Origin of the sequence: Pontibacillus yanchengensis Y32, assembly GCF_000770635.1 — a bacterium.
GTDB classification, from domain to species: domain Bacteria; phylum Bacillota; class Bacilli; order Bacillales; family BH030062; genus Pontibacillus; species Pontibacillus yanchengensis.
This window is the reverse complement of record NZ_AVBF01000023.1, coordinates 23,151-40,768: the sequence shown is the minus strand read 5'-3', so window position 1 is coordinate 40,768 and position 17,618 is coordinate 23,151. Positions and strand designations below refer to the sequence as shown.

Here is a 17,618-nt window from a genome sequence, read left to right as displayed (position 1 = left end):
CCTTTTATTCTATTTTCGCAGCTTAGGATCTAATGCATCACGAAGCCCATCGCCAAAGACGTTAAATGCGAACATCGTTAAGGAAATCAAAATGGCAGGAAAAAACAACTGATAAAAGTTTCCGACTAAGATACTATCCAATGCATCATTAGCCATTGTTCCCCAACTTGCCTGTGGTGCAGGAATACCTAATCCAAGAAAACTCAACGTAGCTTCAGCAAATATAGCTGTAGGTACCGTTAGCGTTACGTTAACTAATATAGGTCCCATTGTGTTTGGAATCATATGTTTTCTTAATACCCATCCCGTTTTCGCGCCAAGTGCTTCTGATGCTTGAACAAATTCCTGTTCTTTCATTTGAAGCACCTGTCCCCTAACTAGTCTGGCCATTGGAATCCAACCAGTAAGGGTCATAGCTAAAATAATGGTCCATAAGCCTTGTTCCATGACGACCATTAGAAGAATAACCATTAACAGATAAGGAATTGCATATAGAATTTCGGCAATCCGCATCATTATATTGTCTGTGCGTCCACTTGCCATACCGGAAATACCACCGTAAATGATGCCTACTAGAAAATCGATAAGAGCAGCCATCACTCCAATAAACAAAGATATTCGCGCACCGTACCATACCCTTGTGAATATATCCCGTCCTAGTTGATCCGTCCCAAACCAGTGTTCAGCGTTAGGTTTAAGATTTTTTTCCATGAAGTTTTGTTCGTAGTAGGAATAGCCATTTATATAGGGACCTATTATTGCAAGTATAGAAAGGGAGATAATGAGTATCAATCCTAACATAGCAAGTTTATTTTCCTTAATACGACGCCATACATCAGCCCAATACGACACACTTGGTCGATTGATTTTTTCTGCATGTTCAAAGTTATCATGAACCTTCTGAAACATTTCCTTGGTTAACTGTTCATTGTTCTTCATCATTTACTCTCCCCCGTTATCTTAATTCTTGGATCGATAAATGTATAAGCAATGTCTACAATAAACACAAGGAAGATTAATATAGCTGCATAAAAGATTGTCGAGCCTAAAATAACAGGATAATCACGATTAAAAATTCCTTTTACAAACATTTCTCCCATACCAGGAATGCCAAAGATTTGTTCAATGATAAAACTGCCTGTTACGAGGTTAGCAGTAATGATGCCTAGTACTGTCACAACTGGAAGAATTGCATTTCGAATCGCATGCTTAAAAATAATCATGTGCTTGGCAATCCCTTTAGCACGAGCTGTATTAATATAATCCTGACCTAGCACTTCAAGCATACTCGAACGCATCAATCGTGCAATATACGCCATCGGCATCATCGCAAGAGACACAGATGGCAAAACTGTATGTGACCAAGATGACCAAGTCGCTACCGGCAGGAGCCCCCATTCCACTGCAACGAAATTAATTAAGAATGTCGCTAATATAAAACTAGGTACCGAGATACCTATAATCGATAACACCATGGACACGTAATCAGGCCATCGGTTACGGTTTAAGGAAGCAATGACGCCGAAAATAAGACCAAATGCAATGGCAATGACTAAAGCTTGCATGCCAAGATGCAACGACACAGGGAAACCGTTTACAATATAATCGTTCACCGTAATTGTTTTAGACTTTAACGAAGGTCCAAAATCAAATTGCGCTAACTGTTTTAAATACAAACCATATTGAACAACAAGTGGTTTATCCAAATTATAATAATGCTGAAGATTATTATAGACAGCTTCTGGCATTGTTCCTTCTTTTGCAAATGGATTCCCAGGAATACTGTGCATTAATAAGAAGGTTATTGTTATTACTGCCCAAAGCGTTACGATAGCCCATCCTAATCGCTTCAATGTATAACGAAACATACTATCCTTCACCCCAATTCATATAGACATAGATACACAACACAGCCAGTCCAACTCATAAAGAATAGCGCAAGCGCAAAAAATACTCTTTTTTTTTGCTTTAAATATAGGATTAATCCTGCTACCTCAATTGGTAGCAGGACAATAAAACGTTACTCATGTTTAGATGAGAGGCTATTACTCTTTTTCAATATCGGCATAATGGAACTGGGTGTATTTGTTAATTGGTGTGTAGATATCTTTAACATACGGTTTCACTGTAAAAGGCTTAGTATAGAAATAGATTGGCATAACAGGCATTTCATCCATAAGAATTTGTTCTGCTTGATGCATCGCATCCATACGTTCTGCTGCATCCATCGTTGTTTTGGCTTTTTCAATCAAGCTATCATATTCCGTATTACTCCAGTTTGCATCATTGTAAGGACCATCTGTAACCCAAAGATCCATGAAGGTCATCGGGTCAACATAATCCCCAATCCAACCTGCACGAGATACCATGAAATCTCCAGCTTTTTCACGATCTAATTTAACCTGGAATTCTACATTTTCTAATTTCGTTGAGACATCTAGGTTTTTACGCCACATTTCTTGAATAGCTGAAGCAATCGCCTGGTGGCCTTCTGAAGTATTATATAGAATCACGAATTCATCCATAGAATCCATGCCTTCTTCCTTTAGGCCTTCGGCAAGAAGTGCTTTTGCTTTTTCTAAATCAGATTCGAATAAAGCACCACCATTTTGACGGAAATCACCATCAACATCATTAATACCTTCTGGCACAACACCATATGCTGGCTGTTGTCCACCTTGTGCTACGAACTCTACTAAATCTTCACGATTAATCGCCATAGAAAGTGCTTTACGGACTTTGGCATTGTTAAATGGTTTTTTCTCCGTATTGAAGTTGTAGTAATAGATAGCTAGGTCAGGAGCAATATTAAATTCTGGATCATCATTCTCACTCATTTGACCTACTACATCCTGTGGTAGTGGATATAGGAAATCCAACTCACCGTTACGGTACATTTGCCATGTAGTAGAGGCTTCCTCAATCATTAAGAAGTTAATACCATCAAGGTTGATTTGATCTTTATCGTAGTAATTCTCATTCTTTTTTAGTGTAATACTTTCTTTATGCTTCCACTCCTCCAATGTGAATGCACCATTTGATACATAACCATCAGCTTCCTGATACCACTCTGGATTTTCTTCTTGTACATTCTTGTTAATTGGAAAGTACGTGTAGAATGAAGTTAAATCCAAGAAATATGGTGTTGGTTGTGCTAACGTTACTTTTAATGTCTTTTCATCTACAGCCTCAATTCCTACTTCTTCACGAAGCTTTGTTAGGTCTTCGTCACTTACTGCTTCTATGTCTGCAGAGTTATATTCTGTTGCACCTTTTAGGTAGTACAGTTGATATGCGTAAGATGAACCTACATTTGGATCAAGAGCGTGCAACCATGCATATTTGAAATCTTCCGCTGTCACAGGATCACCGTTTGACCAATTTACATCCTGCTTCAAGAAGAATGTCCACTCTAAACCATCTTCACTCGTTTCCCACTTTTCAGCCATCCCAGGTTCGACTTCCCCATCTGGACTTTTCTTCGTTAATCCTTCGAACAAGTGATTTAGCGGCCAAGAATCGTGCGTGCCTTCCGCTAAGCCAGGGTGTAGCGCTCCTGGTTCTGATGAGTTATTTAAATGTAGAATCTTTTCTTCTCCACCATCATTCGTACTTTCTGTGTCTTCACTAGTATCGGTATCTGTAGATGTATCTGCGGTATCGGTTGAATCATCTTTTGTTACATCCTCTGAATCTCCACTAAAACAGCCAGCTAGTCCAAACATAAGAACCAACAATAAACTAAAGACCGCTAAAAGCTTCTTACTCATTACGTTTATCCCCCTTTTTCATCTTGAGTGGACTAAATTTTCCTCTCTGCTTCTCAATATATTTAGAGGGGATATGCTTTATTCCATAGATTTATATAATTTTTTCGTACTAGTACTAGAGGTAGTGAAAGTAATCGAGAGCAAAAGCGCAAGCGCACTTTTAGCAACGTACAAACTGCGGCCCACACGACGTGGGTTGGTTCGATGTTGCTGCACGGTGCAGCGACCTTAATCGAACTTCCTATGAATCCGCATGAGATAAAGAAAACACGGAGAACAGTGATTCGATGTTAACTTATCGTAAAGAGGTGCAGGAAGTTTGCAAGTCGCTGGGTGCTGGAGCTGGACGTGGCTGCATCACTTTTTTTAGTTATACACAAGCGTTGAATTTTGGATAAAAAAAAGACCTCCCTCTTTATAAGGTGGTCTTCAGTGGAAGAAAATGAAAATGTTTTAATAATATAATGAATTAGATTAAAAAGCAAGATATTACAACATGTGCGCCTTTTATATTTTATGAACGATTTGAAAACGCAAAAAAAAGAGGCAAAATCACACATGATTTTGCTCTTTTTTTATATGTTCTATAGTAGTTCATATGAAGGTGGAAGCCACCTACCTGATTCGTTCCCGTTAATAGCGTATATTTCCCCTGTCTCTCTTAATTTACGGTCTTTTATAAAAGTAACAATAAAGGTTGCAACATCCTCAGGGCTACCAATACTCCAGTATGCTTGTTCTTCAGGTGTTGCTTGTTGTTTCACTTTTTCTATAAAAGGACGGGTCATATCGGTTTCTGCCGCAGGAGCGATGGCATTAACTTGGATGGAATCCTTTACTAATTCCTTAGCTAGCGTATGAGTCATCCCTATTAACGCCGCTTTAGCTGCACTATAGTTTACCTGGCCTATCGTACCAATCAGGCCAGCTAACGAGGTAATATTTAAAATAAATCCGTTTGTATTCGTTGAACGCATATCTTGGATAGCAGCTTTACTACAAATAAAAGCACCTTTTACATGGACATCAATCACGTCTGAGAAATCTTGATATTCCATCCGATACGATTTTTGGTCGCGTATAATCCCTGCATTATTAATCAGACCTGTAACAGTTCCAAAATTGGTTCGTGCCACATGGACGAGTTGCTCTCCAGCTCGTTCCTCTTTCACACATCCACTCCAACCAGCAGCACATCCACCATTTGCTCGAATGATGGAGACAAGCTCTTGAACTTCTTCTTCATTTCTACCATTCACTACAACAGCTGCGCCAGATTCGGCTAGAGCAATCGCTGTACTTCTGCCTATACCACGAGTAGATCCTGTAATGATAATTACTTCTTTTTGCATATCATTCATTTACCTCGCTCCTCTTATCACAATTTGAGTACTTACAAGCGTTCGATTATCTTGGTTCACAGCAATGAGTTTCATTTCTATTTCACTTTCTCGATTTTCAACAACCTCCCCCTTAACCAGCAAGGAATCTCCTAGAAAAAGAGGATACTTAAAAGAAGAATCAACTTTAGTTAGTTGCACGTGAGCTCCATACCATTTCCAAACAAGAGAGGTCATGACTCCAAGTGTCCACATACCATGTACTATAGGTCGGTTGAAACCTGCCTTTTTGGCTACTTCTTCATCGTAGTGAATCGGGTTATCATCACCTGAAGCTCGAATATACCGAGCAACATGCTCATACGTTACACGAGGAAACTCTTCGACGAGTGGCTGTTGTCTTTTCTTATTCATGTCACTCCTCCTCAACAGTCATAAAGGTTGTAAAAGCTGTTCCGCATAACTCGCCTTGATGATAAATGAGTAACTTATGCTCCATAAATGTCATACTTTTATTGTGACGGATCTTCTCAACAACATTAGTAAGTTCTACTACACATTCGTAGGTTTTATTAGCAAAAAGACACTGATCATACTGGAAACTCTGGTTCGTATGAACGAACCCATCAAAGTCAGAAATCCAAGGTATGTGAATAGATTGCCAAAACACAATGGGCATCGTTGGAGGAACTGGGATATCTTCAAATCCTGCTTCTACAGCTTTACTACGATCAACATAAATAGGATTTTGAAGGAATATCGCTTCTGCGTACTCTTTAATTTCTTGGGGAGAAATACAAATCAAATGTACTTCAGTAGTAGAGCCGATAAAGCTGGCATCCATTTTTAACCCTCCTGTACATTCTGAAGCATAGTAGCTAGTCCTAGTCCACCACCAATACCAAGTGTTGCAAGCCCTGTATGAAGATGATGACGCTTCATTTCGGTAATTAAACGAGTAACTAGAATTGCGCCTGATGCTCCATATGGATGTCCTAAAGCCAAAGCTCCACCGGAGAGATTGACTTTATCGAGCGGAATGCGTAATTCTCGTAAGGATGCTAACGTTTGAGAAGCAAAAGCTTCATTAAACTCTACAACATCGATTGTTTCAATACTACAATGTTGGCGTTCTAATAGTTTTCTTACTGCTGGAACTGGACCTATACCGAGATAATTAGGGTCTACTCCAGCACTAGTAGCATCAATGAATTGTGCAAGAGGGGTTAGACCTAGCTGTTTACACTTCTCTTCTGACATAATAAGAACCACAGCTGCACCATCATTTAATGGACATGCGTTTCCTGCTGTCACTGTACCATAATCTCGAAACACAGAGTGTAAACGTGCTAATTTGCTTAACGAAGTATTTGGACGTGGACATTCATCCACATCAATACCATCAACTGGTACAATTTCACTTTGGAATACATTTTCTTGTTGCGCGTTTATCGCTTTTTGATGACTAGAATAGGCATAGACATCTTGATCCTCTCTTGAAACATGATAAGCGGAAGCTACATTCTCTGCCGCTTCCCCCATTTCAGGATCGCCTATCTCTTCTGGAGAAAAACGAGCTCTACCATAAAAAGTTGGACCACTTGGATTAAATAAAGATTCAGGCTTTTCTACTTTCCATGGTGCTCTGCTTGTACTCTCGACGCCACCAGCTATATACATATCTCCTGCCCCTGCCTGGACAAGACGTGATGCCATATTTATTGCTTCCAGGCCTGAGCCACACTGCCTATCTACAGTTACTCCAGGAACGGAAGTTGGGAGCCCTGCTTGTAATAAGGATAGTCGGGCCATATTACCACCAGGACCGACTACATTTCCTAAGATTACATCGTCTATCATCATTGGATCTAGACTCGACTCACTGATGATGGATTGAATAAGAGGACTTGCTAATTGCTCTGGTCTTAAATGTGCCAAAGCCCCTCCTATTCTACCAATTGCTGTTCGTTTAACTGATACGATAACCGCATTGTTCATCTTTTCACCTCACTGCTGATTGAATCCATTGCTTCATTTTGTCACGTGATACTTTTCCACTAGAGGTATAATAGAAATGTGATGACTCTATCCAATCTTTTGGACACTTGTAGCTTGGAAGCTCTGTTTTACAATGCATCTTTAGTTCTTCCACATCTAGTTGGTCACTTTGAGATGGTATATAAATGGCAACGACTTTTTCACCCCAATAGACATCCTCAATACCTAACACGAGAACATCTTCTATTAGTGGATGGTTCCGAATAACAAGCTCTACTTCTTCTGGATAAATATTCAACCCACCACTAATGATCATATTATGCTTACGTCCGACAAGAAGGATGTTGCCTGATTCATCCCTATATCCAAGGTCTCCCACTGTAGCCCATTCTCCTGCAAAAACTTCATCCGTTCTTTCAGGTTTATTCAAATATCCTGAGAATATCCAGGGACTTTTGACATAAAGTTCACCTACTTCTCCAGCTTGTGCTTCTTCCCCATTTTCTGTACGTATAGATAGTTCTACAAGCTGGAAGGGAACACCTATACTACCTTCAGCATGTAGTTCATCCCGTATATCTTTCACACTTACAAAACTTAATTCTGAAGCACCATAAAACTCATAGATTTGTGCATGAGGTAATAACTCAATTGCTTTTTGCTTAGATTCTTTCCCCCACTTGGCTCCCGAGGAAATTAATGTTTTTAATCTCGATAATGTATAGTGATGACTCACCTTTTGCATAGCTTCAAACATAGTGGGAACCACGTACAAAACAGTAATTCCTTCACGATCTATACGTTCTAAAACATCTTCCGCATCAAAATGATTGTTCACATAAAGCGTCGCCCCAATGTGTAAAGCTTGTAAAGAGGCATATAGGAAATGACTATGTACTAGAGGTCCAGGACAAAAAACCTTATCTTCTTCCGTTAACCCAAACCGTTTCTTTCCCTCAGAAAAACAATCCGCCCATGAACGATGCGTCCTCATAAATCCTTTAGGCGTACCTGTAGTTCCAGAAGTGTAACCTATATAGAATAAATCATCTTCTTTAACATCTGATATTGTAGAGAACCGTTTTGGTAGTTGATAGAACCGGCTTACTGGTTGATAGGAATAGGATTCAAGTATAGGGAATTTTCCTAAAAATGTATCCGTAGATATCACCATATCTGGATTGCAATCAGCTAGTACATGTTTCATTTGATTGCCTTTCCACTTTGAATCGAGTGGAACGGCAATCCCCCCAATTCCACTAATTGCAAGGAAGACTTCCACCCAACTAACACTGTGATTAAGTAAAAACGCTATTTTCTTTCCTTTTATATCAGGAATAAGGGATAGTAAAATTTGCTGCATTTGGTCGATATGTAGTTGCAATTCTTTATAGGTAACTTGTTCATCCAATGTACAGATTGCTAGTTTACTAGCTTGACTTGATGCGTAATGTGCAACGCGGTCGCCAATAATAGACATTGTGCAGTCCTCCATTTTTCACACGTTTCCTATATTATACAGGAAGAGTTACAGTAATTAAAAAGGCTTGCCTCATTCGGCAAACCTATATACTCTTTATGCAGCTCTTGAAACTTGGCTGGAGCGATTCTTCTCAATCAGAGGGTAAACACGCATCATTTGTGTAGCAAGAACAGAAGCTACTACTACTTTTACTAGATCACCAGGAAGATAAATGAGAGCGGACCATGCTGCCTGCCCCCAAGTAGTTTCTGTAATAAAAGATAAGTAGGTAACCCCCATTGCATAAACTACTATAACTCCTCCAATCACATTGGCTAAGATGAATAGTCCGATATTCATCCGATTCCAAAAACGTTCCACTAGATATCCAATCACGAACGCTGCAATTGGCCAGCTTAATATGTAACCTCCTGATACACCAAATAAAACTCCTAAGCCTCCACGTCCTCCAGAAAGAAGTGGCGCGCCTACCATTACTAACAAGACAAAGACTAATAAGCTTAAACCACCTCTTTTAGCACCTAAAAGAGAGCCTGCAAGCATGACGCCTAGTGTCTGTGCTGTAATAGGTACTGGTGTGAATGGAGTTACCAAGGGAGGTAATAACCCTAGTGCTCCTACGATTGCGGCAAATAATGAAGCATAAATCATCGTCCTTAATTCCATCTAAACCACCTACTTTGTCCCTTATTTGTATGTAGAATATAGCAATTCACCAACATTGTCAACCTAATTATTTAACGGTTAACAATTGTGATGTAGAAACTTTTTATACTTATTTATATTGACTTCTTAGCAGGCATAAGATTACTTCTTTATGTGTAAATAATATGGTGTTAAAGCAAACATGTTAAATATTTAACCGAGAGCAATAAGATAGCTTTCCTACCTAATAGATGGAAAGCTACCTTATTGAATAGACATACTGAATAATTTTTGAATATTTTCTATAATACACATACCTTGGACTGTAGAGTCGTTATCAAGTATGATAAAGATATGAATTCACAAACATCCTTTATCCAATTTATCCGTCATTTAAGCGCACGTCTGTCCGCATCCGACCCCGGTCGAATGAGATTAATGACCGCTATCAAAATCACATTAAGCGTTATTTTAAGTGTCGTTACTACCAATTATATTTTGTTTTTTCTAGATAATAGTAGCACCAATGTAACAATGCCAATATTTGCAGGTGTTGTAGGATTAGTCAGTTCCTTTGTACTATTTGATGAAACAGAGGCACAGAAAAAGGTAACTGTTTGGCTCATGGGCCTATCTAGTGCTATATCAATCACATTGGGGAGCTTCCTGTTAGGGTTCTACCACCTTTCTGATGTATTAATCTTATTTGTCGTTTTTTTAGCATTTTATCTAGCTAGATTCTCCATTCGGTATTTTTCAATATGTATGATTGCCTTTCTTTCTATTTACTTTACTACAATACTAAATGTACAGTTCGATTATGTAGCTTGGTATTATCTCAGCATAGCAATTGGAATTCTCTATAGTTATTTCTTTAATTTTATCCTATTAAAAAACAAACCAAATCAAGTTCTTAAAAAGAGTATGCATTCCTTTCATATTCAAACGAATCTTATCCTTAATCTCGTCAAAGAAATGGTGGTTTCCCCTTCATTAACTTCAAGACAGATAAAAAAATTGGACCGTAATCTAACAAAATTAAATGAGTACGCACGAAATATTTCCGGTCAATTAGGGACAACCAATCCGGGAAACGTATGGAAAGGGATTCGAGCGAATGAACTTCGTCTATATGTGTATGATGCTGAGATGCTCATGCAGACCTTGTCTCCAACCATTCAAAGACTTAGAGAATTGCAAGCTTTCCAAGCGACACCATTCCAAGATGCACTTCTTGATGTACTGGAGTCGATTCGAAATGTGAGAGTTTTGCGTGATGATAATGTAATGGATCAACTCAATCGAGCCGAAAAAGCAATTCAAGCATTACGAACACAAATCAGGTACACAACAAGCGAAGATCAAGAAGAGTGGTTATACTTAGTAAGGCGTATAGAATCAATTGCGAATCATGTCATTGAAGGGGCTTCGGAGCTTCACCAGGAACGTGTAGATCATTCAGGAAATTATCACGAAGAAGAAATAGTAGAAGAAGATGATTCAACTGAAGAAAATAGAGGATTGTATCCAGCTACAAAGAAAGCTATCCAGGCTGTGATTGCCGGTAGTATATCCGTTTACTTGGGATACACACTCACTCCAACACATCCATATTGGATTCTTCTTTCTTCCTTTATTATCTTTATGGGAACTGAATCTGTAGGAAGTACGTTTGTTAAAGCAAATCAACGTACATTAGGAACAGTCCTTGGAGCTGTAGTTGGCTTCGGAGTTGCACAAATTATCTCAAATACTACTGTAGAAATAGCGTTTATTTTCTTTTGTATTTTCATGGCTTTTTACTTATTCCCTGTTTCTTATTCCATCATGATTTTTTGGATTACCATGATTATTGCTATGTTATACGATTTACTACTTGGAGGAATCACCCAAGAAGTCATGGGAGTTCGAGTAGTAGACACATTTATCGGAGCTTATATCGGTTTACTTGCTGCTACCCTAGTATTCCCAACAAAAACAAAGGACAAAGTAGCTGAAACCATGACTTTGTTTTTAGAAGAACTCTCCTCCTATATTGAAGCCTATCTTGATCACTTATTAGGTAAGGACTCACATAATAATTTCGCAGAGAAAAGCTTTGAACTAGATCAGCAACTTGACCAATTACGCATCGATTCCATCTCCCTAAGAAATCGCCCAGGAAGATTAGCTCGTTCTGGTATTGAGCGATGGTTAACCGTACTAATTGCCATTAATTATTTTGCAAAACATTTACATTCAACACGCCACCCCATCCCAGACATGGATGCTATTATTCAAGAAACATTAACACATACCAAAAACTATCTAATCGTTAATATAAAAAATCTAACTCAGCTTATAAAAGGGCAAGGAAATATAACAGTCTGGGAACTAGAAGAGGACAGGAAAATTGTTGAACGATACTCAAACTTAGGATCATCCCTTTCCCAACAATTATTTGTGTATAAGCTATATTACATTTGGCGTATTAACCAATCCATTGTAACTCTTGCAACAGATATGGGAGCCACTGTCCAATCTGCTCCTAGCACACTAGAAGAAAATGATAAGTAGGAACGACCTACTTATCATTTTTTACATACAGATGAAAGAAAGCATATGAGTGTGTCATTAAGCTAAATCTCCACCATAATAAACAACAGTAATGACTAGACTGATTAGTATAAATATAAGCAACCCAAATACAATTGGACCAAATTTAAACCGAAAAACTCTAACCCCACCAGCATCTAGCCCAGTCCAACCTCTAGTCATGGAATTCACTTGATTACTGGCATAGGTTGAACCATGTTGGAAAAACCAAACTACTCCAAAAATCGATATTCCACCAAGCAGTAAGATCTCCATGATATTCACACCTATCCATAGAGATAAAAGCCATAATAGAATTGTTTCAATAATTATGGTCACCACAGCAATAATGACCGTACGCATAGTAAACTCCCCTTTCTCCACCTACTATTTACGAAAGAGAAGGTATGATGTTTCAATTTTCTAACATTTAATGTTTGGATCGTAGTTTATTTTTAAACTAATATTCATGAATGTTACGTAAAAGCCCCATTATGTTGAAGACTTGGATTCGAGATATATTGGAATAGGTCCGATACTTTAAAATCATTAGGGTTGGGTGGGAAACAACTCGCGTCCTGCGGGCGAGCTGGCAAGCTACCTTCGGGGAAAGCACCCTCAGGGGATCTTGCCTACCTCTTTCTCCCGCGGGAGTCTCGTCGTTTCCCACCCAACCCTTCCAATATATTGTGATCGGACCTAAGGCTATAAGCAGTTCATCTTCTAATGGAGTTATCAAATAGCGAACGAATGGCCTTTACTCTCATTAAGAATATAGGCCATATTACCATCCCCACTCTAGACTGGCCATGTTTACGTTCATCCGAATAACAGCAAAGGTGGCCGTGGAACAAGGAGACTCCCGCCGGAGAAAGAGGTAGGCAAGACCCCGGAAAGCCCCGACCTTGGGCTTGAGGAGGCTTGCCAGCTCGCCGGCAGGACGCGAGTTGTTCCACGGCCACCTTTTTTCCATCTAAAGCAACGTAAACATTCCACTTATTTTTACGATTACTAATTTATCTCGATTCCAAGTCTTCAAGATAATGCCTCTTATCTTGAATAACTCCTCCCCCCCTATACTCTACTAATACAAATTAAAAAAGGACGTTTAACACGTCCTTTCCTCTACTCAATATCAATCTTCTTCCCTCTACGTTTAGGGAATCGAACCTTCAATACCCCATTATCATATTTTGCTCTCATCTCTCTTAACACTAGATTCTCTGGTAAACGAATCGTTCTTTCAAGATACGATTTCCTTTCACTCATTGCTTTAGCATTGTCATCGATAACTGATTCTTGTCGATCTACTGTGATTCGTAACGTGTTATCCATTAATTCCAAATCAATCTCTTCCTTGGAAACCCCTGGCAAAGTCGCCTCAATTGTGTAATGGTTTTTACTATCGTGACGGGATACAGGGAGACCTCCTCCAGCTCCAAAAGCATCTGTAAAAAATTGATCCATTGTATCGAGTAATGACCGATTAGGATGAATATCGAAAAGTTGATCAAACATACTTCGACGGCGAACCTCTCTATTCTCTTTAGAAGACATGATGCTACGCTCCTTTCTTAATACTGACCTATAATCAATGTATGTGGTTCGCCTACTTAATGTCTGGACATTTATCACGGTTTTTCTTTTTCTTTTGAGAAATATGAGAAAAAGTCCATCATGACAGTATTTTAATATGAATAGTTGTCCATTACACAGCTCATTTTTGTTCTTTCTAGAAAGACAACAGTCTATTTAAAGAAAACAAATTTAATTTTTTTATAATTTTTTTCGACCACACGGTTTGTTATAAAGACAACGATGTAAGCGGTTTCTTATATTCTGATTAGTCAAAACTATCTGAAAAATTAGAATATACCTGTTGACCACAGCTCAAAACGGGCTTATGATTGTCATCAATCACAACAAACCGATAGCTGTTCATTACCTATCGAATTCCAACGCTCTCCTGTTTCTACTCAGGGGGTTGACAAAAGCCCTAAGCGCACAACTACAAATAAAGTTGACTTCGCAGGGGCTATCTTAAAACTTAAATGCTTTAACACATCTCATAACAAAAACTTTAAAGGAAAGGAGTGTTAGTATGAGCAGTCAATGGATTTTCCTGAACGGCCAATTCGTGAATAAGGAAGAAGCCGTAGTATCTGTTTATGATCATGGATTTTTATATGGAGACGGGGTGTTCGAAGGAATTCGCGCCTATAGCGGGAACGTCTTCCGTTTAGAAGAACATATTAAACGCCTATATGAATCCGCACAATCTATCTTGCTGGATGTTCCATACACAAAGGAGGAATTAAAGCAGATTATTGTCAATACGATCAGACACAATGAATTAGATAATGCATATATCCGCGTCGTTGTATCTCGTGGCGCAGGAAACCTTGGCCTAGATCCATCAAGCTGTTCAGCACCACGAGTAGTGGTGATTGCAGAAGCACTCGCTCTTTTCCCTAAGGAATTATATGAACGAGGACTACGATTGGGATCCGTTTCTACTAGACGGAATCGCCCGGACGTATTAAGCCCACAAGTTAAGTCACTTAACTATTTAAATAATATTTTGGTTAAATTAGAGGCAAACCAAGCTGGTGTAGATGAAGCTTTAATGCTTAATGATCAAGGATATGTAACAGAAGGTTCTGCAGATAATATCTTCATTGTGAAAAATGGCACGATATACACGCCTCCTGTTTATTTAGGAGCACTTGAAGGTGTTACTAGGAACGCCATTATTGATTTAGCTAAAGAACATGGCTACGACTTGAAAGAAGAACCATTTACTCGCCATGACGTATATGTAGCAGATGAAGTATTCCTTACTGGTACAGCAGCTGAAGTCATCGCTGTTGTAGAGGTTGACCAACGTAAAATAGGCGAAGGTAAACCAGGTGAGATGACAAACGAACTTCTTGCCCTATTTAGAGAACTTGTAACAAGAGATGGGGTACAATGCTACCCAGATAGTCAACAAGACGCTGTTGTAAGCTGAGAAACATTCATTGTATTTTGATAAAAGCATAGTCGTGAAACACGACGACGGGAATAAAGGTTTAAGATGCTGTATTCACAGAGAGCCGGGGTTGCTGGAAGCCCGGAAATACACCTTAATCCGACATCATCCCTGAGTGCTGGGCTGAACGATTCGTTTAGTAGGCTCAGCCAGGTGTTGACCATGCACCTGTTATCAAAAGAGACCCCCCTTATCTCTTTTTCATCTTGCGGGTAGTCTCATAAGGTAGTGTTCGAAAGGATACTATAAATTAGGGTGGTACCGCGAAAGCCAAGATCTTTCGCCCCTACACATCCGCCATATAGGTGGCGGTCGTATTTGGGGTGATTTAGATCTTGGTATTTTTTTCGACCAAAATAGTTAGGTAATTTCAAATTTTCACTAAAAATAACTCAATGGGAACGTTCCCACCAACAGAGGAACGGTTAATAAAAAACTATTCATTGAAATGGAGGGATTACAGGTGAAGGTAGAAGCAAAAATGGCCATGAACACAGACTCTCACTCTAAGCCAAATACAGGTGCTGATCTACTCGTCAAAGCTTTGATACAGGAAAAAGTTGATACACTATTCGGTTATCCCGGAGGTGCTGTCTTACCTATTTATGACGCAATCTACAGAGCTGGAGATGGATTTGAGCACATTTTAACTCGCCATGAACAAGGCGCAATTCATGCAGCTGAAGGTTACGCACGAGTTTCAGGAAAGCCTGGAGTTGTCATTGCTACTTCTGGACCAGGAGCTACAAACCTTATTACAGGTATAGCTGACGCTATGATGGACTCGTTACCTTTAGTTATTTTTACAGGTCAGGTGGCCTCAAACGTCATTGGCACAGATGCCTTTCAGGAAGCAGACGTAATGGGAATCACGACACCGATTACAAAACACAATTACCAAGTTCAATCCATCAGTGACCTACCTCGTATTGTTAGAGAAGCTTTCCATATCGCTTCTACTGGCAGACCTGGTCCTGTAGTGGTGGATATACCGAAAAACATTTCATCCGGTCCAGCGGAAGAAGAATACGAATCAACCTTCTATCTTCCAGGCTATCAACCAAACCTTAAGCCAAATCCACTGCAAGTTAAAAAGCTTGAGGATGCATTGGCAAAAGCGAAAAAGCCTGTATTGCTTACAGGAGCTGGTATTATCCACGGGAATGCTTCAGAAGAATTAAAAGAATTTGCTCACCATCATGGAATACCAGTTACGAACACGTTACTAGGTTTGGGAGGCTACCCTGGAAACGATGAACTTTTCCTAGGAATGGCCGGTATGCACGGAACTTACGCCGCCAACATGGCGTTATATGAATGCGACTTGCTTATCAATATTGGCTCAAGGTTCGATGATCGCTTAACTGGAAAGCTGGAACATTTCGCTCCAAATGCAACAGTCGCTCACGTAGACATCGATCCAGCTGAGATTGGGAAAAACATCACAACGCACATTCCTATCGTGGCTGACTCCAAAGAAGCTTTGAAAGTTCTTCAAAAACATGATGTAGAATCTACGAATCACGGAGACTGGCTACGCCATCTTCAAGAATATAAACAAGAGTACCCACTTTGGTACAACAATCCTGATGAAAAAATGGTACCTCAATGGTTGATGGAAAAAGTTCATGAAGCAACCAACGGGGATGCCGTTGTAACAACGGATGTCGGACAGCATCAAATGTGGGCAGCTCAGTACTACACCTTTAATGAGCCAAATCGCTGGGTAACATCAGGAGGACTTGGAACAATGGGCTTTGGTTTCCCTGCAGCCATCGGTGCTTATCTTGCAAATCCAGAAAAGGCTTCTGTTGCAGTAGTTGGAGATGGTGGCTTCCAAATGACAATGCAAGAGCTTTCCATCCTTCAAGAAAAACGGTATCCAGTCAAAGTGGTAATTGTAAACAACGAAGCACTTGGAATGGTTCGACAATGGCAAGAAAAATTCTATGAAGAGCGCTATTCTGAATCACTCCTTCATACCCAGCCGGATTTCGTAAAACTAAGTGAAAGTTACAATGTGAACGCACTTAAAATTGAAAGCCAGCAGCATTTAGAAGAAGTGCTACCAGAACTAATGCAAAACGACGAACCAGTCGTATTAGATTGCCGAGTTCTTCAGCAAGAAAACGTCTACCCTATGATCGCTCCTGGAAAAGGATTGCATGAGATGATTGGAGTGAAACCAACATGAAGCGAATTATAACCGCAACCGTTCAAAACAGAAGCGGCGTACTAAACCGAATTACAGGTCTACTCCAAAAAAGGCAATTTAACATTGAAAGTATATCGGTTGGGCGCACAGAAACAGAAGGCATTTCCAAAATGACATTTGTCGTAGATGTAGAAGATTTTCAAAAACTTGAGCAACTTACAAAACAATTAAACAAACAAGTTGATGTTTTGAAAGTTTCCGATATTACAGAGAAAGCCATAGTAGCTAGAGAGCTTGCCCTCATTAAGGTGGGTAGCAACGCTCAGCAGCGAAGCGAAATTCAGGGTATCATTGAACCATTTCGAGCAGATGTCATTGACGTTAGTAAGGAGAGCCTTACCGTCCAAGCCACAGGCAAATCCGAGAAAGTCGAAGCACTCATTGAATTGCTTCGACCATACGGAATTAAAGAATTAGCTCGAACAGGACTAACAGCATTTCAAAGGGGACAGCAACCTCAGGTTGCTGACCTCCCCTCCTCCTATTCTTTATTGCAATAGGACCTATCAATACGAACTAGCAAGATTAATATAATCCAAAACTTTTAAAAATTCGAAAGGAT

The 17,618-nt window shown here is 39.6% G+C and carries 15 protein-coding genes; 4 read left to right on the top strand and 11 right to left on the bottom strand.

All coding sequences use genetic code 11. The features are described from left to right. Positions 1–9: 9 nt before the first annotated feature. From N782_RS09980 to N782_RS09940, 9 genes are all read right to left on the bottom strand, one after another. A complete protein-coding gene (locus N782_RS09980) occupies positions 10–939 on the bottom strand; it encodes an ABC transporter permease (RefSeq protein WP_152600754.1) in 930 nt (309 codons plus the stop codon). Beyond that, positions 939–1,868 carry an ABC transporter permease gene (locus N782_RS09975; RefSeq protein WP_036819113.1) on the bottom strand — a complete coding sequence of 310 codons (930 nt, stop codon included), beginning with the start codon at positions 1,866–1,868 and terminating at the stop codon, positions 939–941. Before N782_RS09975 ends, N782_RS09980 begins: the two co-directional genes overlap by 1 nt. A gap of 177 nt (positions 1,869–2,045) precedes the next feature. Further along, a complete protein-coding gene (locus N782_RS09970) occupies positions 2,046–3,770 on the bottom strand; it encodes a peptide ABC transporter substrate-binding protein (protein ID WP_036819111.1) in 1,725 nt (574 codons plus the stop codon). Positions 3,771–4,354: 584 nt separating this feature from the next. Continuing rightward, on the bottom strand, positions 4,355–5,131 hold the full coding sequence (locus tag N782_RS09965) for an SDR family NAD(P)-dependent oxidoreductase (RefSeq protein WP_052111281.1): 777 nt from the start codon (positions 5,129–5,131) through the stop codon (positions 4,355–4,357). Beyond that, entirely contained in the window at positions 5,132–5,524 is a 393-nt protein-coding gene (locus N782_RS20715; RefSeq protein ID WP_052111280.1) for a MaoC family dehydratase, read from the bottom strand. 1 nt (position 5,525) lies between these two features. Further along, entirely contained in the window at positions 5,526–5,954 is a 429-nt protein-coding gene (locus N782_RS20710) for an FAS1-like dehydratase domain-containing protein (protein WP_052111279.1), read from the bottom strand. A 2-nt stretch (positions 5,955–5,956) separates the two neighbouring features. Beyond that, on the bottom strand, positions 5,957–7,108 hold the full coding sequence (locus N782_RS09950; RefSeq protein WP_036819109.1) for a thiolase family protein: 1,152 nt from the start codon (positions 7,106–7,108) through the stop codon (positions 5,957–5,959). A 4-nt stretch (positions 7,109–7,112) separates the two neighbouring features. After that, positions 7,113–8,588, bottom strand: coding sequence for an AMP-binding protein (locus N782_RS09945; protein WP_036819107.1), 1,476 nt, complete (start codon positions 8,586–8,588; stop codon positions 7,113–7,115). Between the two features lie 96 nt (positions 8,589–8,684). Further along, entirely contained in the window at positions 8,685–9,257 is a 573-nt protein-coding gene (locus N782_RS09940) for a biotin transporter BioY (protein ID WP_036819105.1), read from the bottom strand. A 333-nt stretch (positions 9,258–9,590) separates the two neighbouring features. Between N782_RS09940 and N782_RS09935 the strand changes: the two genes are divergently transcribed. Continuing rightward, positions 9,591–11,792 (top strand): FUSC family protein, encoded by a 2,202-nt coding sequence (locus N782_RS09935; RefSeq protein WP_036819103.1) that lies wholly within the window; start codon positions 9,591–9,593, stop codon positions 11,790–11,792. Positions 11,793–11,849: 57 nt separating this feature from the next. Here the strand turns inward: N782_RS09935 and N782_RS09930 are convergent, their stop codons facing one another. Both N782_RS09930 and N782_RS09925 read right to left on the bottom strand, forming a co-directional pair. Beyond that, a complete protein-coding gene (locus N782_RS09930) occupies positions 11,850–12,173 on the bottom strand; it encodes a hypothetical protein (RefSeq protein ID WP_036819101.1) in 324 nt (107 codons plus the stop codon). 762 nt (positions 12,174–12,935) lie between these two features. Beyond that, complete coding sequence (locus N782_RS09925; RefSeq protein ID WP_036819098.1) at positions 12,936–13,367, bottom strand: Hsp20/alpha crystallin family protein; 432 nt, start codon at positions 13,365–13,367, stop codon at positions 12,936–12,938. A 544-nt stretch (positions 13,368–13,911) separates the two neighbouring features. On the opposite strand from N782_RS09925, the gene ilvE reads away from it, so the two are divergent. From ilvE to ilvN, 3 genes are all read left to right on the top strand, one after another. Further along, the gene (gene ilvE / locus N782_RS09920) at positions 13,912–14,820 is read left to right on the top strand and encodes a branched-chain-amino-acid transaminase (protein ID WP_036819094.1); all 909 of its coding nucleotides are present in this window, start codon (positions 13,912–13,914) and stop codon (positions 14,818–14,820) included. Positions 14,821–15,322: 502 nt separating this feature from the next. Beyond that, positions 15,323–17,035 carry an acetolactate synthase large subunit gene (gene ilvB, locus N782_RS09915; RefSeq protein ID WP_052111284.1) on the top strand — a complete coding sequence of 571 codons (1,713 nt, stop codon included), beginning with the start codon at positions 15,323–15,325 and terminating at the stop codon, positions 17,033–17,035. After that, positions 17,032–17,556 carry an acetolactate synthase small subunit gene (ilvN, locus tag N782_RS09910; RefSeq protein WP_036819089.1) on the top strand — a complete coding sequence of 175 codons (525 nt, stop codon included), beginning with the start codon at positions 17,032–17,034 and terminating at the stop codon, positions 17,554–17,556. The genes ilvB and ilvN overlap by 4 nt, the downstream gene beginning before the upstream one ends. Positions 17,557–17,618: the final 62 nt, after the last annotated feature.